At 65.6% G+C, this 22,660-nt stretch carries 23 protein-coding genes; 8 read left to right on the top strand and 15 right to left on the bottom strand.

Going from position 1 to position 22,660, the window contains the following annotated elements:
• Positions 1-35 precede the first annotated feature (35 nt).
• Entirely contained in the window at positions 36-1,214 is a 1,179-nt protein-coding gene (locus tag ACQR1D_RS24205; protein ID WP_434839210.1) for a cytochrome P450, read from the bottom strand.
• Between the two features lie 86 nt (positions 1,215-1,300).
• Positions 1,301-2,092, bottom strand: a complete 792-nt coding sequence (locus ACQR1D_RS24210; RefSeq protein ID WP_434839211.1) for a helix-turn-helix transcriptional regulator — start codon at positions 2,090-2,092, stop codon at positions 1,301-1,303.
• A gap of 179 nt (positions 2,093-2,271) precedes the next feature.
• On the opposite strand from ACQR1D_RS24210, the gene ACQR1D_RS24215 reads away from it, so the two are divergent.
• Both ACQR1D_RS24215 and ACQR1D_RS24220 read left to right on the top strand, forming a co-directional pair.
• A complete protein-coding gene (locus ACQR1D_RS24215) occupies positions 2,272-3,417 on the top strand; it encodes an ABC transporter substrate-binding protein (protein ID WP_434839212.1) in 1,146 nt (381 codons plus the stop codon).
• Between the two features lie 400 nt (positions 3,418-3,817).
• Positions 3,818-4,759 (top strand): IS110 family transposase, encoded by a 942-nt coding sequence (locus tag ACQR1D_RS24220; protein WP_434839213.1) that lies wholly within the window; start codon positions 3,818-3,820, stop codon positions 4,757-4,759.
• Between the two features lie 140 nt (positions 4,760-4,899).
• Here ACQR1D_RS24220 and ACQR1D_RS24225 read toward each other — a convergent pair whose 3' ends face one another.
• From ACQR1D_RS24225 to ACQR1D_RS24245, 5 genes are all read right to left on the bottom strand, one after another.
• Positions 4,900-6,534, bottom strand: coding sequence for a GMC family oxidoreductase (locus tag ACQR1D_RS24225; RefSeq protein ID WP_434839214.1), 1,635 nt, complete (start codon positions 6,532-6,534; stop codon positions 4,900-4,902).
• A gap of 63 nt (positions 6,535-6,597) precedes the next feature.
• Positions 6,598-7,191, bottom strand: coding sequence for a GNAT family N-acetyltransferase (locus tag ACQR1D_RS24230; RefSeq protein WP_434839215.1), 594 nt, complete (start codon positions 7,189-7,191; stop codon positions 6,598-6,600).
• Between the two features lie 112 nt (positions 7,192-7,303).
• Positions 7,304-8,230 (bottom strand): SMP-30/gluconolactonase/LRE family protein, encoded by a 927-nt coding sequence (locus ACQR1D_RS24235; RefSeq protein ID WP_315805778.1) that lies wholly within the window; start codon positions 8,228-8,230, stop codon positions 7,304-7,306.
• A gap of 148 nt (positions 8,231-8,378) precedes the next feature.
• A complete protein-coding gene (locus ACQR1D_RS24240; protein WP_409998001.1) occupies positions 8,379-9,248 on the bottom strand; it encodes a GyrI-like domain-containing protein in 870 nt (289 codons plus the stop codon).
• A gap of 49 nt (positions 9,249-9,297) precedes the next feature.
• Positions 9,298-9,624, bottom strand: coding sequence for a hypothetical protein (locus ACQR1D_RS24245; RefSeq protein ID WP_315805808.1), 327 nt, complete (start codon positions 9,622-9,624; stop codon positions 9,298-9,300).
• A 185-nt stretch (positions 9,625-9,809) separates the two neighbouring features.
• Here ACQR1D_RS24245 and ACQR1D_RS24250 point away from each other — a divergent pair, with 185 nt between their 5' ends.
• The gene (locus ACQR1D_RS24250) at positions 9,810-10,082 is read left to right on the top strand and encodes a hypothetical protein (RefSeq protein WP_315805780.1); all 273 of its coding nucleotides are present in this window, start codon (positions 9,810-9,812) and stop codon (positions 10,080-10,082) included.
• A 23-nt stretch (positions 10,083-10,105) separates the two neighbouring features.
• On the opposite strand, the gene ACQR1D_RS24255 is transcribed toward ACQR1D_RS24250, so the two are convergent.
• From ACQR1D_RS24255 to ACQR1D_RS24265, 3 genes are all read right to left on the bottom strand, one after another.
• On the bottom strand, positions 10,106-10,582 hold the full coding sequence (locus ACQR1D_RS24255) for an HXXEE domain-containing protein (RefSeq protein WP_315805781.1): 477 nt from the start codon (positions 10,580-10,582) through the stop codon (positions 10,106-10,108).
• Between the two features lie 300 nt (positions 10,583-10,882).
• A complete protein-coding gene (locus ACQR1D_RS24260; protein WP_434839216.1) occupies positions 10,883-11,317 on the bottom strand; it encodes a cupin domain-containing protein in 435 nt (144 codons plus the stop codon).
• Between the two features lie 350 nt (positions 11,318-11,667).
• Positions 11,668-12,321, bottom strand: a complete 654-nt coding sequence (locus ACQR1D_RS24265) for a glutathione S-transferase family protein (RefSeq protein ID WP_434839217.1) — start codon at positions 12,319-12,321, stop codon at positions 11,668-11,670.
• A 190-nt stretch (positions 12,322-12,511) separates the two neighbouring features.
• On the opposite strand from ACQR1D_RS24265, the gene ACQR1D_RS24270 reads away from it, so the two are divergent.
• A complete protein-coding gene (locus tag ACQR1D_RS24270; RefSeq protein ID WP_316177794.1) occupies positions 12,512-13,732 on the top strand; it encodes a polyhydroxyalkanoate depolymerase in 1,221 nt (406 codons plus the stop codon).
• Here ACQR1D_RS24270 and ACQR1D_RS24275 read toward each other — a convergent pair.
• Entirely contained in the window at positions 13,722-14,765 is a 1,044-nt protein-coding gene (locus ACQR1D_RS24275; RefSeq protein WP_315805784.1) for an AraC family transcriptional regulator, read from the bottom strand. The genes ACQR1D_RS24270 and ACQR1D_RS24275 overlap by 11 nt on opposite strands.
• A 131-nt stretch (positions 14,766-14,896) precedes the next feature.
• On the opposite strand from ACQR1D_RS24275, the gene ACQR1D_RS24280 reads away from it, so the two are divergent.
• The 3 genes from ACQR1D_RS24280 to ACQR1D_RS24290 all read left to right on the top strand — a co-directional run bounded on the left by ACQR1D_RS24280 (position 14,897) and on the right by ACQR1D_RS24290 (position 18,075).
• Positions 14,897-15,346 carry a cupin domain-containing protein gene (locus tag ACQR1D_RS24280; RefSeq protein WP_315805785.1) on the top strand — a complete coding sequence of 150 codons (450 nt, stop codon included), beginning with the start codon at positions 14,897-14,899 and terminating at the stop codon, positions 15,344-15,346.
• Between the two features lie 288 nt (positions 15,347-15,634).
• On the top strand, positions 15,635-17,122 hold the full coding sequence (locus tag ACQR1D_RS24285) for a flavin-containing monooxygenase (protein ID WP_434839218.1): 1,488 nt from the start codon (positions 15,635-15,637) through the stop codon (positions 17,120-17,122).
• 158 nt (positions 17,123-17,280) lie between these two features.
• On the top strand, positions 17,281-18,075 hold the full coding sequence (locus ACQR1D_RS24290) for a substrate-binding domain-containing protein (RefSeq protein ID WP_434839219.1): 795 nt from the start codon (positions 17,281-17,283) through the stop codon (positions 18,073-18,075).
• Between the two features lie 67 nt (positions 18,076-18,142).
• On the opposite strand, the gene ACQR1D_RS24295 is transcribed toward ACQR1D_RS24290, so the two are convergent.
• From ACQR1D_RS24295 to ACQR1D_RS24310, 4 genes are all read right to left on the bottom strand, one after another.
• Positions 18,143-18,940: a transporter substrate-binding domain-containing protein gene (locus ACQR1D_RS24295; RefSeq protein WP_434839220.1), complete on the bottom strand. Its 798-nt coding sequence runs from the start codon at positions 18,938-18,940 to the stop codon at positions 18,143-18,145.
• A gap of 165 nt (positions 18,941-19,105) precedes the next feature.
• The gene (locus ACQR1D_RS24300; protein WP_315805809.1) at positions 19,106-19,339 is read right to left on the bottom strand and encodes a hypothetical protein; all 234 of its coding nucleotides are present in this window, start codon (positions 19,337-19,339) and stop codon (positions 19,106-19,108) included.
• A 164-nt stretch (positions 19,340-19,503) separates the two neighbouring features.
• Positions 19,504-20,391: a hypothetical protein gene (locus tag ACQR1D_RS24305; protein ID WP_434839221.1), complete on the bottom strand. Its 888-nt coding sequence runs from the start codon at positions 20,389-20,391 to the stop codon at positions 19,504-19,506.
• 161 nt (positions 20,392-20,552) lie between these two features.
• The gene (locus ACQR1D_RS24310) at positions 20,553-21,746 is read right to left on the bottom strand and encodes an MFS transporter (RefSeq protein ID WP_434839222.1); all 1,194 of its coding nucleotides are present in this window, start codon (positions 21,744-21,746) and stop codon (positions 20,553-20,555) included.
• Positions 21,747-21,808: 62 nt separating this feature from the next.
• On the opposite strand from ACQR1D_RS24310, the gene ACQR1D_RS24315 reads away from it, so the two are divergent.
• On the top strand, positions 21,809-22,615 hold the full coding sequence (locus ACQR1D_RS24315) for an AraC family transcriptional regulator (RefSeq protein ID WP_434839223.1): 807 nt from the start codon (positions 21,809-21,811) through the stop codon (positions 22,613-22,615).
• Positions 22,616-22,660 lie beyond the last annotated feature (45 nt).

Raw genomic sequence — 22,660 nt, forward strand, 5'->3', positions numbered from 1 at the left:
AGCGCGGCGCTTCCCCGCGAGGGCCGCGGCCAGGATCAATCCCGCGTCGCGTCCGAGGTCACCGGCAGATTGAGCAGACCGCGAAACGCCCAGCCGCCGATGCGCACCGGCTCGGTGTCACGCAGGCGCAGGTTCTTGAGCCGCGCGAACAACGTCGGCAGCGCGACGTCGGCGATCATCGCGCGCGAGGCCCAGGCGCCCGCGCAGAAGTGCGGGCCGGCGCCGAAGGCGATGCTCTTGGAGACGTCGCGCCGGATGTCGAAGCGATCGGGGTCGGTGAAATGCGCCTCGTCGCGGTTGGCCGAGCCGAACATCAGGAACACCCGCTCCTCCGGTTCGAAGGCAACGTCGCGAATCGTCCAGGGCTTGGCGATGCGCCGGGGCGACATGCCGATCGGCGAGATCCAGCGGGCATATTCCTCGAACACCTGGAGCCAGCGCACCTCGCCATTGATGGCCAGCGCGAGCTGCTCGGGATGCGTCAGCAGCGCCCACACCGTGCCGGCGATGGCATCGCGCGGCTCGTTCTGGCCACCCGAGATGGCGAGCTTGATGTTGGCACGGATGCTCTCCATCGGCATTTGCGTGGCGAGCATCACGCCAAGCAGGCTCTGGTTCGGGGTCTTCTCCAGCACCGGCAGCATGTCGTCGATGGCGGCGTCGATGCCTGATGTCGCGGCGTTGCAACGCGCCTCGACCGCGGGATCGCCGGTGTAGTTGGCGATGCCGTCGATCATCGCCTGCGACCACGCATTCATGTCCTGGAAGCGCATGTTGGTGAGGCCAGTGATCAGCTTCAGGCATTCGGCCGAGAACGGCAGCGCGAAATCGCCGACGAGATCGATATCCATGGCCGGATCGAGCGCATCGATCAGCCGGTCGGCATGGGCCTGGAACTGCGCCAGCCAGTGCACCCGCACGGCGCGCGGCGACACCGCCGGCGCGATCGCCTGGCGTTCGGCCATGTGATCCGCGCCATCCTTGCGCATCATGTTGTGGCCCATCAGCCGGTTCATCAGCCCTTGCGGCTGATGCGAGCTGAAGACGTCGATCTGCTTCTCGGAGACGAAGATGTCGTCGCGCCGGCACAACAGCGTGCTGCCGAGCTGCGGCACGAACGCAATCGGCGCCTCCCGGCGCATGCGCGCCAGCGCCGGATAGGGATCGGCCCAGAACGCGGCGTGATCGATGTCGAAATGCGGTGCTGTGCTCACTCTCGGTCTCCGGTCTGACGGCGCAGGCTAGCTGCACGCTCCGGCGGCGTCTGTCCCGGTGATGGGTGACAGCAGGCGGGCCCCGCTCAGTTCAGCGGCCGCGGTGTCGCCATCAGCCGAAGGGCGATCGCGAAGAGCTCGTTCTGCGAGGCGATGCCGAGCTTCTCATAGGCGCGCTTGCGATAGGTGAAGACGGAGTTGAGGGCGATGCCGAGATCCCCGGCAATCGCCTCGGAGGTGAAGCCTTCAAGGATGCGACGGCAGACGTCCTTCTCCCGCGCGGTCAGCACCGACAGCGGACCGCCGGCGGCGAACAGCAAGGCAAATTTGTCGGCGGGATCCAGCGCGGCGGCGCGAGCCTGGCAGTGCCGCGCGACGATGGCCGCCACGATCGGGGCGACCGCGGTGATGCGCTCGCGCTCGTCCGGCGCGAAGCCGCCTTGCGCCGCCGTGCGATAGAAATTCACGTAGGTGCAGTGATCGCCGACCCAGATCGCGGTCGCGGCCTTGTCGACGATCTCGGAATCCTCGAAGAACAGCTTGCGGTAGCCCTTCGGGTACATGCGGCGCGCGAAGTTCGGCAGCAGGATGTGGCGCGCGTCTCCGCGCGCGCGAAAGATCGCCTCCCGGTTCGGATCGGCGGTGTGGAAATGCTCCGAATAGGCCGCGCCGAGGTCGGGCCCGATCGCGATGTTGCCCGTGCTGAGCAGGCAGCGCGCCGAGCGCTGGTTCTCGAAGGTGAACACCATGCAGTGACCGACATCGGCAACGATGCGCAACGCCTCGATCAGGACTTGCGGAAACGCGGGCTGTCCGATCGCGAGCACCATCGCGCCGACGGCGCCGGCCGCCTCGATGCCAGGCTCCTGAGCCTCCATGCGTTCCTCCCGGATCTTTTTGTTCGCCGAAACCTAGCAGCAACTCGCCTCGGCTGGAAGCGCCGCGCCCTGCGTCACCAACTACGGGGACAGACAGGGGGCTGCCGGTCCGGCTACGCTCATCAGCCAAAGCCTCGGCCAGTCAACGCGCCGAGCACGCTCAACGGGGAGGATACGCGATGAGAGCCGCGCTCACGGCGATCGGAATTGCTGCAACGATGGCTTTCGGCTCGCCCGCGCGCGCCGACATCAAGGTCGGTATCGTGGTGTCCGCGACCGGGCCGGGCTCGGCGCTCGGCCAGCCGCAGATCAAGGCGGTGGCTGCGCTACCGAAGGAGATCGGCGGCGAGAAGATCGTCTACATCGCGCTCGACGACGAATCCGACAGCGTGAAGGGATTGCAGAACGCGCGCCGGCTTGTGATCCAGGACGGTGTCGACGTCATCATCGGCTCGTCGCTGACGCCGGTGACCATGCCGATGCTCGACGTCGCGCTCGAAAGCAGGACGCCGCTGCTGTCGCTGGCGGCCTCGACCGCGATCGTGCAGCCGATGGATGACAAGCGCAAATGGGCATTCAAGGTCGTGCCCAATGACGACATCATGGCGGCGGCCATGCTCAAATACATCGCCAAGAGCGGGGTGAAGACGCTCGGCTTCATCGGCGTGTCCGACGGCTATGGCGAGGGCTACTATCAGGAGGTGAGCAAGCTGGCGCCGAAGCTCGGCATCACCGTCACCACCCACGAGGTCTATGCGCGCGGCGACACCAGCGCGGCCGGCCAGGCGCTGAAGGTGATCGCAACCAATCCGGATGCGGTGTTCATCGCCTCGGCCGGCACGCCCGCGGTGCTGCCGCAGCAGGCGTTGCGCGAGCGCGGCTATGCCGGCAAGATCTTCCAGACCCATGGCGTCGCGACGCAGGAGTTCATCAAGCTCGGCAAGGAGAATGTCGAGGGCGCGATCTTCGCCGGCGAGGCGTTCTCGATCGCCGACGATCTGGCGCCCGAGGATCCGTTCCGCCGCGCCAACGATGCGTTCGTCTCCGCCTATCAGGCCGCCAATGGCGACAAGCCCAACATTTTTGCCGCGCATCTGTGGGACACCGCAACCCTGCTCAAGGGCGCCATTCCCGGCGCGCTGAAGGCCGCCAAGCCCGGCACGCCGGAATTCCGCGCCGCGCTGCGCGACGAACTAGAGCGCGGCAAGGATGTCTATCTCAACAACGGCCTCTCCAACATGAGCCCGACCGACCACAACGGCTACGACGAACGCTCGGCGTTCCTGATCAAGGTCGAGGGCGGGAGGTTCAGGCTGGTGAAGTAGGTAACGTCGCGTTGTCGGCCCGACTATTTCAGCACGGGCGGTGCAACCTCTCCCCGCCCTTTGCGGGGAGAGGTCGGATTGCGCAGCAATCCGGGTGAGGGGCATGGCACATCAGCGGCCAGGATCACCGGTCCATCGGACGAGCACGACGGCTCCGGGTCGCAGAGCAATAGCACCACCCGTGCGTCTGCCCCCGCGGCTGCCCCTTGTATCTGCGAGGCCATGAATTTTGTGGTTCAAGCGACTTAGCGCCGTGGCCGGTGGCCACCGGCCACGGCGCGTGGCGATGTCGCCCGATACCCCTCCGGCTACAACCGTGGGTGAGCTCTGGGATCTTCGCCATGTCACGTACGACCGAACAGTCGCTTGAGTTCCAATCGCATGGACAAGGCAGGTTACCGTGAAGAAGACGATTTGTGGAGTGGATGTTTCGAAGGCCAAGCTCGATGTCTGCATCGAGCCGGGGCATCGGTTCGCGAGCTTCGACAACGACGCCGCGGGCATGGCAGAACTCGCGAAGTTCTGCCGAGAGAACGCTGCCGAACTGGTGGTGATGGAAGCAAGTGGCGGCTACGAGAGACGGGCCTTCGTCGAGCTGTGGGGACACGGCATCAGCTGTGCGCTGACCAACCCCCGCAGCGTGCGGCTCTACGCCGAGGCGATGGGGGTTCTGGAGAAGACAGACCGGATCGATGCCTCTGTCATCGCCCGCTTTGCCGACGCCAAGAATCTGGCGCCGACGCCACTGCCCAGCCAGGCACAGCTGCGCTTGAAAGCGCTTGTGGCAAGGCTCCGGCAGATCACTGGCGATCTGATCGTCCAGAAGCAGCGCCGCTCCAGTGTGTTGGATAATGCGGAGATGCTGGCCAGCTTCGACGAAGTGATCGCCCTGCTCAAGCGTCAATCCCGCTCGCTCGAGGGGGAGATAGCGTCCATGATCGATGACGACCCGCTGTGGGCAAAACTCGCCGACACCTGGCGTGAGATGAAAGGCGTCGCCGGACGAACCGTCGCGCGTCTGCACGCGGAGTTGCCGGAGATCGGGACTCTCTCCAACAAGGCCATCGCCAAGCTTGCCGGCCTCGCCCCGATCGCCGACGACAGCGGGAGGCGCAAGGGCAAACGATCCACCCGCGGCGGCCGCGAGGGAGTTCGAACCATACTCTTCGTCGTCGCGGCCGGCGTCGCCCGACATGACGAGAATCTTCGCAACTTCCGCGATCGGCTGGTCAAGGCCGGAAAGGAAGAGATGGTCATCCGGATCGCCCTGGCTCGCAAGCTCCTCGTCGTTCTCAACGCAAAAGCACGCGAGGCGCGCGCGGAACATGCGCTTGCAACTTGACAATCCAGATAGTCGCTCACCCGCTCCCTCTCCCCGTAAGAACGGGGAGAGGGAGCGCACCGACCATTCCGCGAGCGCTCGAATTCAGCTGACAAGAGAGCGACGGATAGAGCTGCTTCCGCGCTGAGTGAGCCCGCCGCTTACGCCGACAGCCGCTCTCCCGCGTCGCCCTTGCCCAAGATCAAATCCGCCGCCTTGTCGCCGATCATCAAGGTCGCAGCGTTGAGGTTGGCGGAGATCATGCGCGGCATGATCGAGGCATCGGCGACGCGCAGGCCCGAGAGGCCGTGGACGCGGAGCTGGTCGTCGACCGTGGCCCAGGTCGAGTCCGCCGGTCCCATCCGGCAGGAGCAGCCGGGATGAAAGGTGGTGGTGGCGCGCTGCGTCGCCGCGGCCAGGAACTCGTCGTCGCTGTTCACCTTCGGTCCCGGAAAATCCTCGTAGGCGTAGTACGGCGCGAGCGGCGCCGAGGCCAGCAGCCGGCGCGCCAGCTTCATGCCGGCGACAACGACGCGGCGGTCGAGCTCGGCGGTGAGGTAGTTGGTCTGGATCAGCGGCGGCGCGAACGGATCGGCCGAGCGCAGCCGCACATAGCCACGGCTCTCGGGACGCTGCTGCCAGGACGCCACGGTCATGCCGGGCTCGTCCTCGAGCTGGCCCTGCACGCCCTCCTTGTAGCTCGCCGGCGTGAAGGTGAGCTGCAGGTCGGAGCTTTCGGCGGTCTCGCCGGAATGCCAGAAGCAGTAGACCATGGTCGGCGACAGCGACAGGATGCCGCGCCGCGTCACCGCCCATTTCAGTGCCTCGCCCCACAGATTGAGGCCGCGCGCGAGTTCGTTGACGGTCTTGATGTTCTTGACACGCGCCACCGTGCGCGGCGCGTAATGGTCCTGCAGGCCCTCGCCGACGCTTCGGAGTGCATGCCGCACCTCGATGCCGTGCTCCCGCAGCAGCTCGGGCGCGCCGATGCCGGAGAGCTGCAGGAGCTGCGGCGAATTATAGGCACCACCCGACAGGATCACTTCTTTTCGCGCGCGCACCTCGACCGGCACGCCGCCGCGCCCGCCGCGGCTGTAGCGCACGCCGACCGCGCGCTTGCCTTCCAGCACGACGCCGGTGGCATGTGCGTGGGTGCGAACCTCGACGTTCGGCCGCTTGCTCGCCGGACGCAGGAATGCGGTCGCTGACGACACGCGGCGGCCGTTCTGGATCGTGCGCTGGACATAGGAGACGCCTTCCTGGATCGCGCCGTTGTAATCCGGGTTGCGCGGGATGCCGAGCGAGACGGCGCCATCCATGAAGGCCTCGCACAGCGTGTCCTTCCACTCCATGGTGGTCACGATGAGGTTGCCGTCGCGGCCGCGATACTGGTCCTCGCCGGCGCCGATGCGCTTCTCCATGCGCTTGAAGTGCGGCAGCACGTCCGAATAGCTCCAGCCGCGATTGCCCATCTGCGCCCAGGTGTCGAAATCCTGGCGCTGGCCGCGATTGTAGACGTGGCCGTTGATCGAGGAGGAGCCGCCGAGCGTCTTGCCGCGCGGTGCATAGATGCTGCGCCCGGCCGTGTAGGGCCCCGGCTCCTGCTGATAGCCCCAGTTGATGCTCTTCATGTAGAAGGTCTTGATGAAGCCGGCCGGCAGATGGATGTAGGGATGCCAGTCGCGCGGCCCCGCCTCCAGCACGCACACCGTGACCTCAGGGTCCTCGCTGAGGCGGCTCGCCAGCACGCAGCCGGCGGAGCCGGCGCCCACGATCACATAGTCGAAGGTATCCATCTGGTCGTTCGTCCCGGTCTCGTCGTCATCAGCCGCGCGAGGCGGCAAGCGGCCATAGCGCGGTCAGCGCGGCTTGTCATTCAATTGGTAGTCGAGATGCGCCTTCACGGTCGGCCATTCGGCCGCGGTGATGCTGTAGACGACGGTATCCCGCAGCGTGCCGTTCGGCGCGATCTGGTGGCTGCGCAAAATGCCGTCCTGCTTGGCGCCGAGCCGCTCGATGGCGCGGCGGCTCTGGTGATTGAAAAAGTGGGTGCGGAACTCGACCGCGATGCAGTCCAGCGCCTCGAAGGCATGCGCCAGCAGCAGCCGCTTGCACTGGGTGTTGAGCGCACTGCGCTGCACCCGCTTCGCGTACCAGGTCGAGCCGATCTCGACGCGGCGGTTGGTGGCATCGACGTTCATGTAGGTCGTCATGCCGGCGACGCGGCCGTCGGCGTCGAGCACCGTGAACGGCAGCATGCTGCCGGCCGCGAGCAGGCCGAGCCGACGCTCGATCTCCTTGGCCATGGTCTCGGGTTTCGGAACTGCGGTGTACCACAGGTTCCACAATTCGCCGTCACTGACGGCCTCGACCAGCGCGTCGTGATGGTCGGGCGAGAGCGGCACGAGGCTGGCGTGCGTGCCGCGCAGGGTGACCGGTTCGAGAAAGGGCATCAGCGGATTCCATCATTGCGAGGAGCGCAAGCGACGAAGCAATCCAGAGCCACGCGTGCCGCCCTAGATTGCTTCGCTGACGCTCGCAATGACGGAACTATCACGCAGCGCGTCACTTGTTCAGAAAATTTAGCGGCAGGCCGGGCCGCGGCCAGTCCATCGCCACCAGCTCGCCCCGGCCCGACAGCGTGATGTAGGCCGTCTTCAGCTCGGGACCGCCGAAGGCGATGTTCGTCGTAACGCGGTCACCGGTCGGGACCTGCTCGACCAGCGTGCCGTCCGGCGCGATCACGCTGATGCAGCCGGAGATCAGCGTCGCGACGCAGACATTGCCGTTCGCTTCGACCGCGAGCGAATCGAACATCTGGTAGCCGCCGAGGCCGCAGATCGGCCGGCCGCGCTCACCACGATAGATCACCTCGCGCGGCTTGACGGTGCCGGGCTCCGGAACGTCGTAGGCCCAGAGACGCGCGGTCGGCGTCTCCGCGATGTAGACGGTCTTTTCATCCGGCGAGAGCCCGATGCCGTTGGCCGGCAGAATGCCGTGGACGGCCTCGACGATCTCGCTCATGCCGGGCTTGAGGTAATAGAACGCGCCGACGTCCATGTCGCGGGCGCGGCGCTTGCCGAGGTCAGAGAACCACAGGCCGCCGTGACGGTCGAAGACCAGATCGTTGGGCCCGCGCAGCGCGTGCTCGCCGCAGCGGCTGACGACGGTCTCGATCCTGCCGTTCTGCAGATCGACGCGCTGGATCGAGCCGCCGAGATAGTCCTCGGGCTGCGGGCCCGGCATGATCATCTTGCCGGTCGGAATCCAGGAGAAACCGCCGTTGTTGCAGATGTAGATCTTGCCGTCGGGCCCCAGCGCCGCGCCATTCGGCCCCCCCGGAATCTGCGCCACGATCTCCTTGCGGCCGTCGGGAAACACCCGCGTCAGGCGCTTTCCGCGGATCTCGACCAGCACCACCGAGCCGTCGGGCATCACCACGGGCCCTTCCGGAAATTCCAGATCGGTGGCGAGCACGCGCATGTCGGACATCGGACGACCTCCCGCTTTCGTCGCCGCGCTGCGGCGCATTGTTGTTAGGCGTGAGGTTATCGCAAACGTGCCGCTGCTTGCCAAGCAATCGGCAGGGTCCGGCGCCGCAGGGCTGGCCTGCAGCGTCTCGACACAATTCGGGACCGCCTCAGCGAATCACCGGAACCCAGATCTCGAAGCCGCCATCACCGGTCCTGGAATCGAAGCGCTGATCGTAGCGTTCGAAATTCGGTGCATCGGCGACCGTGCAGCCCGATTGCGGCAACCAGTGATTCCAGATCGTGCTGACGGTGCGACGGATGGTCGAGACGTGGCCCGGATGGGCGAACACGGCAAAGGTGGCCGCGGGAATCCGAACCTTGGCGAAGCTGCGCGGCAGGTTGGAGAAGTCGGCTACCGCGACGCCTGCGATATAGTCGAAGTTTCCGGCGTCGTCACCGTTGCAGCAGACGCCGTAAGCGACGTCGCCGACGCGCGCCGGGATATCCTGCTCGACCAGGTGGAAGCGCTGCCAGAGCGCCGGAATGCCGGCCCCGTTGTCATGGCTGAAGCGCTCGGCCACGCCGGCCACGAGCAGCGGCTTGGCCGTGACGAAACGTGGTGCGGCGAGATCGGCGAGCGGGGTCTGGTCCATCATGATCGGCTCCTGAAGCGACAGGCCATCGAGGCGTGAGCTGGCGCGCACCGATTCCGGCGTGACGCCGAACTGGTCGCGGAACGCGCGCGTGAACGCTTCGTGGGAGCCGTAGTCGGCCTCGAGCGCGAGACTGAGAATGTCCGGCGCTCCCGAGGCCAGAGCCCGTGCCGCCTCGCTGAGACGGCGCAGCCTGACATAGCGCATCACCGAGACGCCGGTCGCCGCCGCGAACGCGCGCACGATGTGGAAGCGCGACACGCCGGCAATGGCAGCGACATCATCCAACGTCAACGGCGCCGACAGATGGCTCTCGATGAACCAGAGCGCCCTCTCGGCCGGGTTGTTGGACACGCGCCTCTCCTTGTCGAAGCGGCCGATCATGCGCGCGGACGTCCTCGTGCGCTTGATCGTTATTGCGCTGCGGACCGTGCTATTTGCCGGCCGGCTTCGCCGGCGCCGCGTCCTTGGCGCCCGGCGCATCGGCCTTCTTCCTCAGTTCGTCCGCAAGCTTCGCCTGCGACGCCTTCAGTTCGTCGATCAGGCCCTGCTGCGAGATCAGCGCAGCCTTCAGCGCCTGGATCTGCCGATTCGCCGCATCGAGCTTCTGCTGCTGATCGAGCGCTTGCTTGGTCATCGTCTTCTGCAGGAAATCGATGTTGCTCTGCAGACATGATGTCCGACGATCCATCGCCTTTTCTGCAGTGCATATCTCGATGCCCGGAATATCCTGCGCATATGCGGCAGAACTCACACACATCGCGAGCACACTCGCGGCAAAAATGATTCCCGCAGCAACGATTCTTCGCATCACAATTTTCTCATTGGCTTGCCCAACACATGATTTTGCGTGGAACTGAAGGAGTTTCCTGATTGATACCATACTGAGACCTCAATCGCGCATTGAAGTTCCGGCCGGGACCCGTTTTTAGGGAGATGGACAGAATGGCTACGCGCGAAAAACGGCTGGCGCAATTCGACGGCAGCGGTGAGCCGCCGCCCGGACAGACGGTCGAGGTGCTGTGCGAGGATCACAGCGGCACCTACCAACTACCGTTCCCCTGTTTCTACATTGATGGCAAATGGCACAACAAGGAATCCGGCGGCGCGCTCGAAGCCACCGTCATCGGCTGGCGCTTCCCACGCTCGCGATTTGACGAGCGCAATGGACGCCGTCCGCAGCCGAGCTTCGTTGCCGATCGCGCTTCGTCTTATTGATCATGCCGGGCCCTGAGTTCTGCTCAGGGCCGGTCTTGCCGAAAATATGGTTTCGAACGCAGATTGAGCATCACGACCGGATAGGCCATCAGCAGCGCGCCGGCGACGACCGCGAGGACAACCGTTCCAACGTCGAGCACACCGTCGCCCCACGCCCGCCGCCACATTGCAATGGCAATCGGAAAGAACAGAATCAGCGCCGTCGCCAGCCCCGGCGAGAATCTGCCTCCGCTGCGCAGGAACGGCAGAATGTGAAAGAAGATGGCGTTGATGATCATCAGCGCCGCGTAGGTGAGCGCGGCCGGCGGCCATGTCTCGGCAAGCTCCGCCTGCACCGCGCCGAGCACGACAACCAGCGCGTTCGTCACGTAGAAGTCGCTCCACTCGACCGGCAGCTTCATCACCGTACGCGCCCAATTGCGCCAATCGAACGTGTATTCCTCGAGAATATGCGCGCCGTAGGCCGCGAGCGCGAGCCAAGCCAATGTGGTCAAGGTCATGATCGATGCTCCCCTTGCGGGTGATGGACCGGCACCAGACCGGTCGCAAGGGGCAATGTGGAGCACCAAGGCGCGAGACAGGCAGCGCGCGTGCCGTGTGTCAAAACGCGACGGCGCTGCCTTGCAGTCTTAATCCTTGGAACGCTGCCGGAACGAATCGCGTCCGAATCGGACGCCGCATCTGGTGCGCGATCTGTTCACGCTAGATGTCGGACACATCGGAGACGACCCACCACATCGTGAGGAGACGCCTCCGGCCGCTTGCCGCAACCGGATGCCAAAGACTAACGGAGAAGGCGCTCAGGTCCAGGGCGTGACCGGCGGCACGTTGTCGGTCGCCGGCGGCATCTCGACCGTCTTGAAGTTGGCCGGGCTGACGATCTCCATATATTCCATGTCAGGGGAATAATCGTAGAGGTAGTGCACGATGCCGGGCCGCTGGTGCACGACGTCGCCGGCCTTCACCAGGGTCGGCTTGTCCTCGTACATGAAGCGGGCCCAGCCCTTCATCATGATGACGATCTGGAAATCGCAATCATGGCGATGCCAGCCTGTGCCATCCACCGGCGGACAATCCGGATTGGCCTTGACGAGGTGGCAGATCACCTGCCCGCCGGTGGCGTCGGCGATGCCGAGATCGCGATACAGAAAGAAGTCGCGCAACCCACCGCCCTTGTAGTCGGTATCCTCGGGCTTCACGTGCGAGAACTTGGTCACCACTGCATGCTGGTTCATGACGGCCTCCACCGGTTGATTGCGACATCGGCGACCGTTGCGGCCCATCGATCGGCCACAGCGGCCACCACGTCAGAAAGCGGATTGTGCCATGCGAAAACCACGCCACGCCCTGTTCGCAACGCAAAGATCGGCAGGCGGTGACGGCATCGCGCGCCGAACTGATTGCCAACAACGGGGTTTTGGCCGACGCCACACGGCAATGGTGACGTGCTGACAGCTCACGCCACGCGCCGAGAGGACGCAAATCCGGCTTCAAATTGAGCAGCACCTGCCCGCGACATGAGCCGTTCTCGCCGGGGCCGGCGGCTGCAAAGGGCCGCGGGCATGGTCCGCTGACGGCAGGACACCTAGTACTCGACCTCCAGCTCCTCGATCTCCTCGGGCTCGGCCTTGGCGGCCTCGATCCATTGCTGCATCTCCGGCATCGCCATGATCAGGTCGGCATAGGCCCTGAGCTGCGGCTCCAGCTTCACGTCATAAGTCACGAAGCGCGTCACCACCGGCGCATACATCGCATCCGCCATGCCGCGCTGGCCGAACAGAAATGGACCGCCGGATCTCTCCAGGCAGTCGCGCCAGATCGCCCAGATGCGATCGATGTCGGCCTGCGCCCGGGTCCAGACCTTGAAGCCCGGAAAGTGGCCCTTGAGATTGACCGGCAGCGACGCCCGCAGAGTCGTGAAGCCGGAATGGATCTCGCCCGAAATCGAGCGGCAATGCGCGCGCTGGACGCGGTCGGCTGGCAGCAGGCCCGCCTCCGGAAAGGTCTCGTTGAGATACTCGCCGATCGCCAGCGTATCCCAGATCGTCGCACCATCGTGGCGCAGGCACGGCACCAGGATCGAGGACGACAGCAGCAGGATCTCGGCGCGAGCCGACGCGTCGTCCGGACCGACGATCACCTCGTCAAAATCCAGTCCGGCAAACCTGGCCAGCAGCCAGCCGCGCAGCGACCACGACGAGTAATTCTTGCTACTGATGGTCAACGTCGCTTTGGCCATGTCGCCCTACCCTGTTGCCGCATTGTCGATTGTCGTCCGCCCATCGTGCCGCTCGTGCAAGCGGCGCGATGGGCGGAGCCGGATATGTGAGAGATTTCATCGAGCAAGCGACATGCCAGTTTTTCAGGCAAGACTCGGCCGCTCTGGCTTCGATATTGCATACACCAATGCATGTAATGGATCGGACGCGATGGCGCTGCTGTACCAAGCCTATCAGAACCACATGGACCTGACCGAGCCGTGGCGCCAGAGCGCGGCAGCCGCCATGCGCTATCTCAACCTGATCCCATCAGGGCTATCCAGCCGCGCCATGCGGCGTCTGTCCGCCGCGCTCGAGCTGATCTCCCGCTCGGCCTTGACCTACGCCCGCCCGGCCTATGGCATCGACAGCGTGATGGTCGGCAACCGCGAGCTCGCCGTCACCGAAGAGGTCACGTTCAAGACGCCGTTCGGCTCGCTGCTGCACTTCAAGAAGGATGCCGCACCGGATCAGCCCAAGGTGCTGCTTGTCGCGCCGATGTCCGGCCATTTCGCCACCCTGCTGCGCGGTACCGTGAAGACGCTATTGCAGGATCACGACGTCTATATCACAGACTGGCACAATCCGCGCGACATCCCGCGCGATCATGGCCGCTTCGGCCTCGAAGATTACACCGATCATCTCATCACCTTCCTCGGCCAGCTCGGGCCGCGCCCTCACATGGTGGCGATCTGCCAGCCGTCGGTCTCCGCGCTCGCGGCCACCGCCGTGATGTGCGAGGACAACCATCCGTCGCGGCCAGCCACCTTGACCTTGATGGCCGGACCGATCGATACGCGGATCCAGCCGACCAAGGTCAACGAGTTCGCCAAGAGCAAGCCGATCGACTGGTTCGAGGACAACCTGATCCACTACGTGCCCTTTCAATGCAGGGGCGCCTTCCGCAAGGTCTATCCTGGCTTCGTGCAGCTCACGGCATTCGTCTCGATGAATCTCGAGCGCCACGTCAAGCAGCACATGGATCTCGCCAACCATCTCGCCAAAGGCGAGGTCGAGAAGGCCGAGACGATCAAGACCTTCTACGACGAGTACTTCGCGGTGATGGATCTGCCGGCGGAGTTCTACATCGAGACGGTGCGCGACGTCTTCCAGGACCATCTGCTGCCGCAGGGCAGACTGATGCACCGCGGCCGTCCCGTCGACCCGAAGGCAGTCCGGCGCATCGGCCTGATGACGGTCGAGGGCGAGCGCGACGACATCTGCTCGATCGGCCAGACGCTCTCGGCGCAGGACATCTGCACCAACGTGCGCGCCTATCGCCGCGTCCATCACATGCAGGCCGGCGTCGGCCATTACGGCGTGTTCAGCGGCAAGAAGTGGAACAACGAGATCTATCCGCTGCTGCGGGATTTCGTGCACGTCAATTCGTGAAGCGGCCGCGCTGTGCGCGTTGCAGCGTGGCCGACGGCGCCTCCCCGAACTTGTCGCGATAGGCCCCCGCCATCCGCCCGAGATGGGTGAAGCCGAGGTCGAAGGCGATGTCGATGATCCGCGCCTCCGGCGCAGCCGTCATCAATTGCGCATTGAGCCGCGCCAGCCGGATGTCGAGCAGCATGTCGGAGATCGACATGCCGAAATGGCGGCGGAAGCCGCCCTGCAGCGCCCGGATCCCCACGCCTGACGATGCCGCAAGCTGCGCCAGATCGAGCGGTTCGGCTGCGTGCGCTGCCAGGAGATCACGCGCCCGGCGGACGGCCTGCGGCAGCGTCTCGACCCGGCCGGAATGCAGCCTGATCGCCTCCGCCAGGCCATTTCCCGGCTGCGCGAACAGAATATCCAGCAGCGTCTCGCGCCAATTGGCGGCCGCGACCGCTGGCAGTCCGCGCCCACCGCCGAGACGCTCGGCGAGGTCGGCGAGCCCGAGCATGTGAGCCCGGAGCCGCGAGCCATGACATCCCGACAACGCGATTGCGGGATCGAATTCGATCGGTTGCACCGCGCGCCCGGACAGCGCTGCTGCGCGCTGTTCCACGAGACGGCGGTCGAGCAACAGGATCAACTGAGCGCACCCCTCCCAGACCATGCGCGTGGGCAATGTCGGCGACAGCAGCGACGCCGCATGATCCGGCGCCGTCGCGACCTCGCCGGTCCCGGCGAAGACCCGCGCGGTCCCCGCCAGCGGGAGCTGCAGCAGGAAGAAGCGGTCGAGACAGCCCGGATCAATGGTTACCGCACCGCCATAGGCGACGTAGTTGATGGAAAAGCCATCGAATGCCGCGCAATTATGCAGAGCGAGGAAATCGCGCGCAGTATCCGCCTCCGGTTGCAGCCCATGCGGACAGAAGATGCGGCCTATTTGTTCAGCGGCCTCATCGACATCGTGCGTTGCAACACGACCATAGGCGGTCAGCCGCGGCACCGCCGGTGACTTCCAACTACGATCAGCGGCTGCATCTGCAGTCATGGCCTACATCGCCCGTCGAGATCGTTTGAAACCTATAATAATTAGCAACTGACGTCGAGGGATTCGTTTTCCGGATAGACTTGGGCAGGCCCCGGCTCGATCCTCCCATGCGTGCAGCAAGGAGATCCGCCATGATCACACTCGAAAAAGGCATCACGCGCGCAGGTACCGGCTATGCCGGCAAGACCTGGAATATCCTGGGTCAGCTCTATTATCCCAAAGCCGTCACCGACTCCACGTTCGCCTTCGAGACCAACAGCGAGCCCGGGCAGTTCGTGCCGGTTCACGTTCATCCCACCCAGGACGAGTTCATCCTGGTGCAGGAAGGCGTACTCGACCTCAAGCTCGACGGCGTCTGGGTCAAGGCGAATGCCGGCGACCTCGTGCGCATGCCGCGCGGCATTCCGCATGGCTACTTCAACAAATCCGACAAGCCGGCGCGCGCGCTGTTCTGGGTCTCGCCGATGCAGAAGCTGGAGGCGCTGTTCAACATGCTGCACAATCTCGCCGACCCGGCCGAAGTGGTGCGAATCTCGGCGGAGCACGAGGTCGACTTCCTGCCGCCGGAGGCCAACGACTAGGCGACAGCGCGGGCCCCAGCGAGCGCCCCCCGATTGTTGCGGTACGAACGGCGCGCGATCATCGCTGTCGGCTCCGTGCGCCTGCAGCATGAGCAGCCGCTGCGCTCGGACGAGATGCGACCGGCGAGATCCTTCTCGCCCTGATTTCGATGCCGACCCATCCGTCGGCATCGCACGTCTCGGTCGCGCCGAGCGACCTTCGTCACCATCGAACTCTCGCGGGCTTCTGCAGCGCGGCGGGCGAATGCCGCCCGAACGCGGCTGCGCGCTCGACAACAAGGAGGTCCCATGATCAGCCGAAAGAATGTCTGTGTGATCGGCGCCGGCGTCTCCGGCCTGGCTGCAGCCAAAGCATTCACCGCCCGCGGGCACGACGTCACCATCGTCGAGCGGAGCGCCGATCTCGGTGGCGTCTGGGAGCCCGCGCGGTCCTATCCCGACGTGCAGACGCAGAGCCCCAAGGAGCTCTATCGCTACACCGACAAGGCGATGCCGGATCACTACCCCGAATGGCCGAAGGGACCGCAGGTCTATGCGTATCTTGCCGACTACGCGAAATCCCACGACCTCGTCCGCCTGATGCGGTTGAACACGACCGTGCTTGCGATGCAGCGCCGCAGTGACGGCAAGCCTGGATGGAGTCTCGACCTCAAAACCGGAGACCGAACGAGCCGGGAGGATTTCGATTTCGTCGCCGTCTGCACCGGTCAGTTCAACGAGCCGCAGACATTGTCGCTTGGCGGCGAAGATCAGTTCGCGGCCGCCGGCGGCTTGATCCTGCATTCCTCGAAATACAACAATGCCGCGCTCACGAAGGGGCGCGACGTGGTGGTCCTCGGCGGCTCGAAATCGGCAACCGACATCGCGGTCAACGCCGTGCGCTCCGGCGCGCGCTCGGTCACGATCGTGCTTCGCGAAGCGGTGTGGCGCATTCCCTACTTCATCGGCGGCCTGATCAACTTCAAGCGCATCCTCTATATCCGTGCCCAGGAGCAGATGTTCGCAAGCTGGGGCATCGGCCCGCTCGCGCGCGCTGCCCATCTGCTGGCGAAGCCGCTCGTCTGGGCCAATTGGCGTGGCCTGGAGAGCGTGCTCAAGACGCAGTTGAAGCTCGCCAAATGCAACATGGTGCCGAAGGGCAGGATCGAGGACGGCGTGAACTGCTCCGTCCCGATCGCCACGCCTGACTTCTTCCCGATGGTCGCCGACGGCCGGATCAAGGCCGTGTACGGCACCTTCGACCACTACGAGCCGAACACCATCGTGACCAGCGGCGGTGAACGGATTCCGGCCGACGTCGCGATCCTCGCCATCGGCTACAAGCTCGGGGTCCCGTTTCTGTCGGATGCCGACCGCGCCAGACTGGTCGATCCGGACGGGCAGTACCGGCTCTATCGGCTGATCGCCAATCCCGATCTTCCCGACATGGGATTCGTCGGCTTCAATTCGAGCTTCTGCACCGTGCTCTGTGCGGACATGGCCGCCAACTGGCTGGTGCGCTACGCCGACAAACAGCTGGCGCATCAACCGAGCGAGCGCGAGATGCGCGACAACATCGAGATGATGCTGCATTTCAAGCGGATCGAGCGCCCTGCCGCGGGCGTGTATGGCGGACTTTGCGTCGCGCCCTATCACTTCAAGCATTTCGACGAACTGCTTGCCGACATCGGCGCTCGGCGCCGACGGCGCAATCCATTGGCGGAGATGTTCACGCCGCCCGATGCGGACGCGTATAACGACTTTCTCGCATCCGCGCCGGCCTATCAGGCCGGCTGAGGTGGCGGCGAACAGTCTCGCCGCGCTGCAGACACAGTGACGCCGCGAGCGAGACGCATTGCGGAGGGGTGGCCGGCCCCGCGGGGCGCTGGCCTTCCCGGCACAGTCGGGCTATCCAAAGCGCCCCCGGCCTCCAGCCGTTCGCCTCGGAGCCTGCCATGATCCTCTCGCCCCATCTCCGCACCATCGGTCTCGCCGCTTCGGCCGCGTTCCTCCTGACCACCGCGGCCCAAGCCGCAGAAGTTCACGTCATGATCTCCGGCGGCATGACCGCTGCATTCAAATCCCTGGTGCCGGAGTTCGAGCGGCGCTCGGGTCACAAGGTCGCGATTGCGTACGGCCCGTCGATGGGAACAACCACGAATGCGATTCCGGTTCGCCTCGAGCGTGGCGAACCTGCCGATGTCCTCATCATGGTGGGCTACGCGCTCAGCGATCTCACCACCAAGGGCAAGGTGACGCCGGATAGCCGTGCGGACCTCGCCAACTCGCCGATCGGCGTCGCCGTCAAGTCGGGGACGCCGCATCCCGATATTTCGAACGCGGAAGCCGTGAAACGCATGCTGATCGCCGCCAAGACCATCGCCTATTCGGACAGCGCCAGCGGCGTCTATGTCTCCACCGAGATGTTCGACAAGCTTGGCATCAAGGACGAGATGAAAGGCAAGGCGCGGATGATTCCGGCCACTCCCGTCGGCGAGATCGTGGCCCAGGGCCAAGCGGAGATCGGCTTTCAGCAGATCAGCGAGCTCAAGCCGGTGAAGGGCATCGACATCGTCGGGCCGCTGCCGGCCGGACTGCAGAAGATCACCGTGTTCTCCGCCGGCATCGCCACGGCCGCCAAGGAGCCGGAGGCCGGCAAGGCGCTCATCAAGTTCCTGCAATCACCGGATGCACGCCACGTCATCGCCGAAAGCGGCCTCGACCCGATCGTGCGGCGGGCGCCGAACTGACGTGGGCGGGAGAGGATAGCCTCTCCCCGCCGTGCGCGCGGGGAGAGTGCAGCAGCCGTTGGAATGCTTACTGGGTGAGCAGCGTCGACTCGCTCAGATTGTTGGCGCCGTAGGCCTTCTTGAGCAGACCGTTCGCCTTGGACTCCGTCATGAACTTGGTGACGAAAGCCAGCGACTGCGGATGCTTCAGCGGCACCGCAACCGCGGTGTCCGTCTTCTTGAAGGTCTCGGCCAGCACCTTGGTGCCGGGAATCTGCTTGGCGATGAGAGTCAGTTGATCGCGGGCCAAGGCCAGCGCGTCGATCTCGCCGGCACTCAGCAGCGCATAGACTTCCTCGTAGGACTTGAAGCCGGTGACGGTCGCCTTCTTCAGGAAGGCCTTGGCGCCGCGCATCACGGTCGTATCGTTGATGGCCGCAACCTCGGTGCCGGCCTGGTCCAGCGCCGCGATGTTGGCGACGTCGAGACCGGCGCGGACGATGAAGGTGGTCTCGACCGAATCGTAGACCGGACCGAACGAGACCTTGGTTTCGCGCTCCGCGTCCTTCGGCATGAAGGCCACATCCCAGATGCCCCGCGCAGCATCTTCGGTGATCGCATTGGAATTCGGATGCTCGACGAATTCGACGGGCACACCGACCTGCGCGGCCATGGCCTTGCCCAGTTCGACCGGAACGCCTGAATAGCCGCTGTCCGACTTGACGCACCAGAACGCCCCGCCGGCGGCGCCGACGGCGATGGCGACGCGAAGCTTGCCGGTCGGCGCGATTTCTTCCTTCAAGCCGGCTGCGCCGGCGGCGTTGCCGGCAAACGTGACTACCGCAGCTGCCAGGGCTGCGTCACGCAGCCAGCGCCAAAACGCCATGGCCCTCTCCCATCGAATTGCAAGTTGGATACGAGCCGCACCTTGCCGGGAGCACCGTTAAATACAGCTTACCTCGCTTGCGCAAAGCAGCATGCGACGCGCAAAACTTGCGCGTCGCAATTACGGTTTCAAATAACTCGATACCGAAAACCAATTAAGCGTCGCTTAAACGCAGCGCCGAACCGCGACGCCATTGACGATCACCGTGCGGCACGCCGCAGCCGCCACCGGCGGCTTGCGAACCACCACGGCGCCCGCCGCACCGGCGCAGCCGGCTCGCACGACGCCGCGTGCGCAGACCACGGCGTTGGCATCCGACATCGACACGAACGGCATTACCGCCAGGATGAACAATCCGCACAGCGTGGAAATAATGGCACGTGAAAGAATGGCGCTCATCTTCAAACTCCTGATCATGATCTGATTGGTCAAATATCCACCCTGTCGCGACCTTGCCTCCAACTTCACAGCCGGACAATTGGGACAATTTGGGTGGATTCGCTCTCCTGTGCATCCCCGCGTGCACTGCAGTGGTAACCGTGAACGGCGACAGCCGCCCTGCATCAGCGATTGGCCGCAAACTGCGCGAGCATGCCCTTGCAGCCAGGTGTCAGCGCACCGGCATTGGCCGCGAGGCACTGCGCGATTCGACCGCCGCCCGGCTCGATGCCGCTGCACAACGCCCGCGCGTCCGCGCCGCACGCGGCCCTCACGATACGCAACTCCTCGAGCGGCCGCAGCGGTCGCAACACCAGCGCGGGCGCCGCCGGTGCAGCGGCGGTTGTCGCCGCGGGCCGGGCAATAGCCGCGGTCGCCGTCGATGCCCCGCTCGAAGACGCCATCGCCTGAGCGCAGGGGCCGGACACTCTGACCTTGTTCTGCTCCAGGCACTGCAGTGCCGCCGCGCCGCCCGGCGGCACGCTGCTGCAGACCTTGCGGTAATCAGCGCCGCAGGCACTTCGGATCGCGGCCACCTGGGCCTCGCTCGGCTTGCCCGCAGGCGCCGCCGCAGCCGGCTTGGCCGCAGCCGTGGCCAACTGGGCAGGCGCGGCCGGGACGGACGCGGCCGGCTGCGCCGCAGCCTTTAGAGGTTCGACGGAAGGCTTGCTCGCCTCGGCGGCGACCGGCCCGCTCGCGGCCGGTGGCGCCGAAGCCGGCTTGGCCTCCACGACAGGCTTGGCGTCTGCCGGAGGCCTTGCCTCTGCCGCGGGCTCGAGCGCCTTGACCGCCGTCTGGCAAGCTGAGGACAGCCCCGCGATGTTCTTCTGCAGGCATTGGAAGGCCGCCGCGCCGCCGGGCGGCACGCTGGCGCATTTCGACATGTAGTCCGACCGGCATGCCGACTTGATCGCGTTGCGCTGCGCATCGCTCTGCGCCAGCGCCTGCGTTGCTGCGAGGCCGGCCGCCGCGGCCATCCCGAGCACCAGCAGTCTCTTGAAGCAATTGATCATCGGCGGATCCTCAATGGTATCGTGCCTCAATCTCTTGTCGCCACCGCAGTCGCCCGCAGGGTGGCCAATCGGGTCTCGTCAGTATCAGCACGCGCATATCGGCCAAGGCTGCGCCGGCGGCGCAGGCCTGGCAATTGGGAAAATTTGGGTGGATCGCATTCTCACTCCGCCGGCGCCTGCCGCAGCGCCGGCTGCGCCGCCGGAAGCTCCGGCGGCAGGATCAGCGCGGCGATGACCGCGACCAGGCAGAGCGCGGCGAAGGCCTGCAGCATGGTGACGAAGCCGCCGTGCTCATACAGCCAGGCGACCAGGCCGACCGAGGCGCCGGCCGCGGTGAAGCCGATGAAATAGCGCACCGCATAGGCGCGCGAGCGCCACTCCTCGGCGGTGTACTTGCCGACCATCGCGTCGTTCACCGTGACCTGCCCGAATGCCCCCATGACGATGCCGATCGAGGCCACGATCAGCGCCCAGTCGCGGGCATCCGCGGCGAGATAGAGCAGCGGCGCCAGCACCAGCGACAGCGGCAGCGCGATCGTCTTCAGCGCGTGGCGGTCGAGCAGCCGCCCGATCGTATACTGCGTCATGGCGCCGAACACGTAGACGCCGGCCGCGATCACGCCGAGCAGCGCCGGGCTCTGCGTCAGCCCCGCCAGCCGCTCCGCGAACAGCTTCGGCAGCGCCACGGTGATCGCGTTGAACGTCGTCGAGATCGCGATCACCACCAGCAGCAGCGCCAGCACCACGCGCCACATCTGATCACGCGCGACCCGGGCCTGCGCCGCCGCCTGCTTCGATCCGCGGCGGTCCTCATGCGCGACCGCCAGCGCGAACACCAGGCCGATGCCGACCGTGATCACGCCGGGCACGATGAAGGCGAAGCGCCAGCCGAGATACTGCCCGACCACGCCGGTCACCAGCGCCGACGAGGCGACGCCGAGATTGCCGAACACGCCGTTCAGCCCCATGTCGCGGCCGAGCCGGTCGGCATAGGACACCAGCATCGCGGTTCCCACCGGATGATAGATCGAGGCGAACAGGCCGATCGCGAGCAGCGCCGCGCCGAGCTGCCAGGGCGTCTGCACCAGTCCGACCGAGATCATCGACAGGCCGATGCCGAGATAGAAGATCAGCATCATGTGCCGCCGGCTCCAGCGGTCGCCGAGCCAGCCGGTCAGCAGCGAGCCGGCGCCGAAGGCGATGAATCCCGGCGTCGCATAGGGCAGCAGGTCCGCATAGGCCATGCCGAGCGCGGGGCCCATGATGATGACCGCGGCTGCGAAGATCAGCATCGCATAGTGGTCGATGAAATGGGCCGCGTTGACGAAGCCGATGACGCGGCGGGGACTGTTCATGGGAGCTGTCCTCGATTCCTGACAGATCGGTTATAGTCGACGCGACCAACGAGAAGCCGCCAATGACCATCGTGGACACGCCATTGAAGCCGCTCGGCGCCGACCGGGTGACCACCGAGCCCGGCGTCCACCTGATCGCGCGCCTCTATCACAAGGGCGCCCGGCTCGATCCGCACATGCACCGCGAGTCCCAGTTGATCTACGCCTCGCGCGGCACGATGCAGGTGACGACGCCGCGTGGACGCTGGCTGGTGCCGCCGGACCGCGCCGTCTGGGTTCCGGCGCGTCACGGCCATGCCATCGACATGCTGGCCGACAGCCAGATGCGCACGCTGTATTTCGAGCAGGACTGGCTGACGCGGGAGACGCGGGGCGTGCGGCTCGACCGCGAGTTCGTGGTGCAGGTCTCGCCGCTGCTGCACCAGGCGATCCTGGCGCTGTTCGCCGCCGACGGCGACCGTGCGCGCACCGCGCTGCTGGTGCGGCTCGCGCTGCTCGAATTGCGCCGCGCCGAGGATTCCTCGACCTTCATCCCCCTGCCGCAGGATCCGCGCGCACGCCGCGCCGCCCAGCTCGTCCTCGCCTCTCCCGCGAGTGAGGAGGATCTGGCGACCCTGGCGGGCAAGGTCGGCAGCTCGGCCCGCACCCTGTCGCGGCTGTTCGCGGCGGAGACGCGGCTGAGCTTCAAGGCGTGGTGCCAGCGCGCCCGGATCGCCGCCGCGATCGAGCGGCTGTCCACCGACCGTCAGCTCTCCGTCAAGCAGCTCGCCGCCGATCTCGGCTATGCCAGCGTGCCGGCGTTTTCGCATGCCTTCAGGCAGGTCACCGGCCGCACTCCGACCGAATTCGCGGAGCAGACAGGTGCATGACACGCCGGCCGCATATGCACGCCGCGACGGCGGCGTTGACGATTT

Origin of the sequence: Bradyrhizobium sp. HKCCYLRH2047 (assembly GCF_051168175.1) — a bacterium.
Taxonomy (GTDB): domain Bacteria; phylum Pseudomonadota; class Alphaproteobacteria; order Rhizobiales; family Xanthobacteraceae; genus Bradyrhizobium.

Coding starts and splice junctions, on each gene's coding strand:
- ACQR1D_RS24230 (WP_434839215.1), bottom strand. CDS start 7,191: ATGCCCTTTCTCGAACCGGTCACCCTGCGCGGCACGCACGCCAGCCTC.
- ACQR1D_RS24305 (WP_434839221.1), bottom strand. CDS start 20,391: ATGATCAATTGCTTCAAGAGACTGCTGGTGCTCGGGATGGCCGCGGCG.
- ACQR1D_RS24260 (WP_434839216.1), bottom strand. CDS start 11,317: ATGAACCAGCATGCAGTGGTGACCAAGTTCTCGCACGTGAAGCCCGAG.
- ACQR1D_RS24275 (WP_315805784.1), bottom strand. CDS start 14,765: ATGACTGCAGATGCAGCCGCTGATCGTAGTTGGAAGTCACCGGCGGTG.
- ACQR1D_RS24285 (WP_434839218.1), top strand. CDS start 15,635: ATGATCAGCCGAAAGAATGTCTGTGTGATCGGCGCCGGCGTCTCCGGC.
- ACQR1D_RS24300 (WP_315805809.1), bottom strand. CDS start 19,339: ATGAGCGCCATTCTTTCACGTGCCATTATTTCCACGCTGTGCGGATTG.
- ACQR1D_RS24295 (WP_434839220.1), bottom strand. CDS start 18,940: ATGGCGTTTTGGCGCTGGCTGCGTGACGCAGCCCTGGCAGCTGCGGTA.
- ACQR1D_RS24310 (WP_434839222.1), bottom strand. CDS start 21,746: ATGAACAGTCCCCGCCGCGTCATCGGCTTCGTCAACGCGGCCCATTTC.
- ACQR1D_RS24215 (WP_434839212.1), top strand. CDS start 2,272: ATGAGAGCCGCGCTCACGGCGATCGGAATTGCTGCAACGATGGCTTTC.
- ACQR1D_RS24245 (WP_315805808.1), bottom strand. CDS start 9,624: ATGTGTGTGAGTTCTGCCGCATATGCGCAGGATATTCCGGGCATCGAG.
- ACQR1D_RS24270 (WP_316177794.1), top strand. CDS start 12,512: ATGGCGCTGCTGTACCAAGCCTATCAGAACCACATGGACCTGACCGAG.
- ACQR1D_RS24210 (WP_434839211.1), bottom strand. CDS start 2,092: ATGGAGGCTCAGGAGCCTGGCATCGAGGCGGCCGGCGCCGTCGGCGCG.
- ACQR1D_RS24225 (WP_434839214.1), bottom strand. CDS start 6,534: ATGGATACCTTCGACTATGTGATCGTGGGCGCCGGCTCCGCCGGCTGC.
- ACQR1D_RS24280 (WP_315805785.1), top strand. CDS start 14,897: ATGATCACACTCGAAAAAGGCATCACGCGCGCAGGTACCGGCTATGCC.
- ACQR1D_RS24240 (WP_409998001.1), bottom strand. CDS start 9,248: ATGATCGGCCGCTTCGACAAGGAGAGGCGCGTGTCCAACAACCCGGCC.
- ACQR1D_RS24235 (WP_315805778.1), bottom strand. CDS start 8,230: ATGTCCGACATGCGCGTGCTCGCCACCGATCTGGAATTTCCGGAAGGG.
- ACQR1D_RS24315 (WP_434839223.1), top strand. CDS start 21,809: ATGACCATCGTGGACACGCCATTGAAGCCGCTCGGCGCCGACCGGGTG.
- ACQR1D_RS24265 (WP_434839217.1), bottom strand. CDS start 12,321: ATGGCCAAAGCGACGTTGACCATCAGTAGCAAGAATTACTCGTCGTGG.
- ACQR1D_RS24250 (WP_315805780.1), top strand. CDS start 9,810: ATGGCTACGCGCGAAAAACGGCTGGCGCAATTCGACGGCAGCGGTGAG.
- ACQR1D_RS24290 (WP_434839219.1), top strand. CDS start 17,281: ATGATCCTCTCGCCCCATCTCCGCACCATCGGTCTCGCCGCTTCGGCC.
- ACQR1D_RS24255 (WP_315805781.1), bottom strand. CDS start 10,582: ATGACCTTGACCACATTGGCTTGGCTCGCGCTCGCGGCCTACGGCGCG.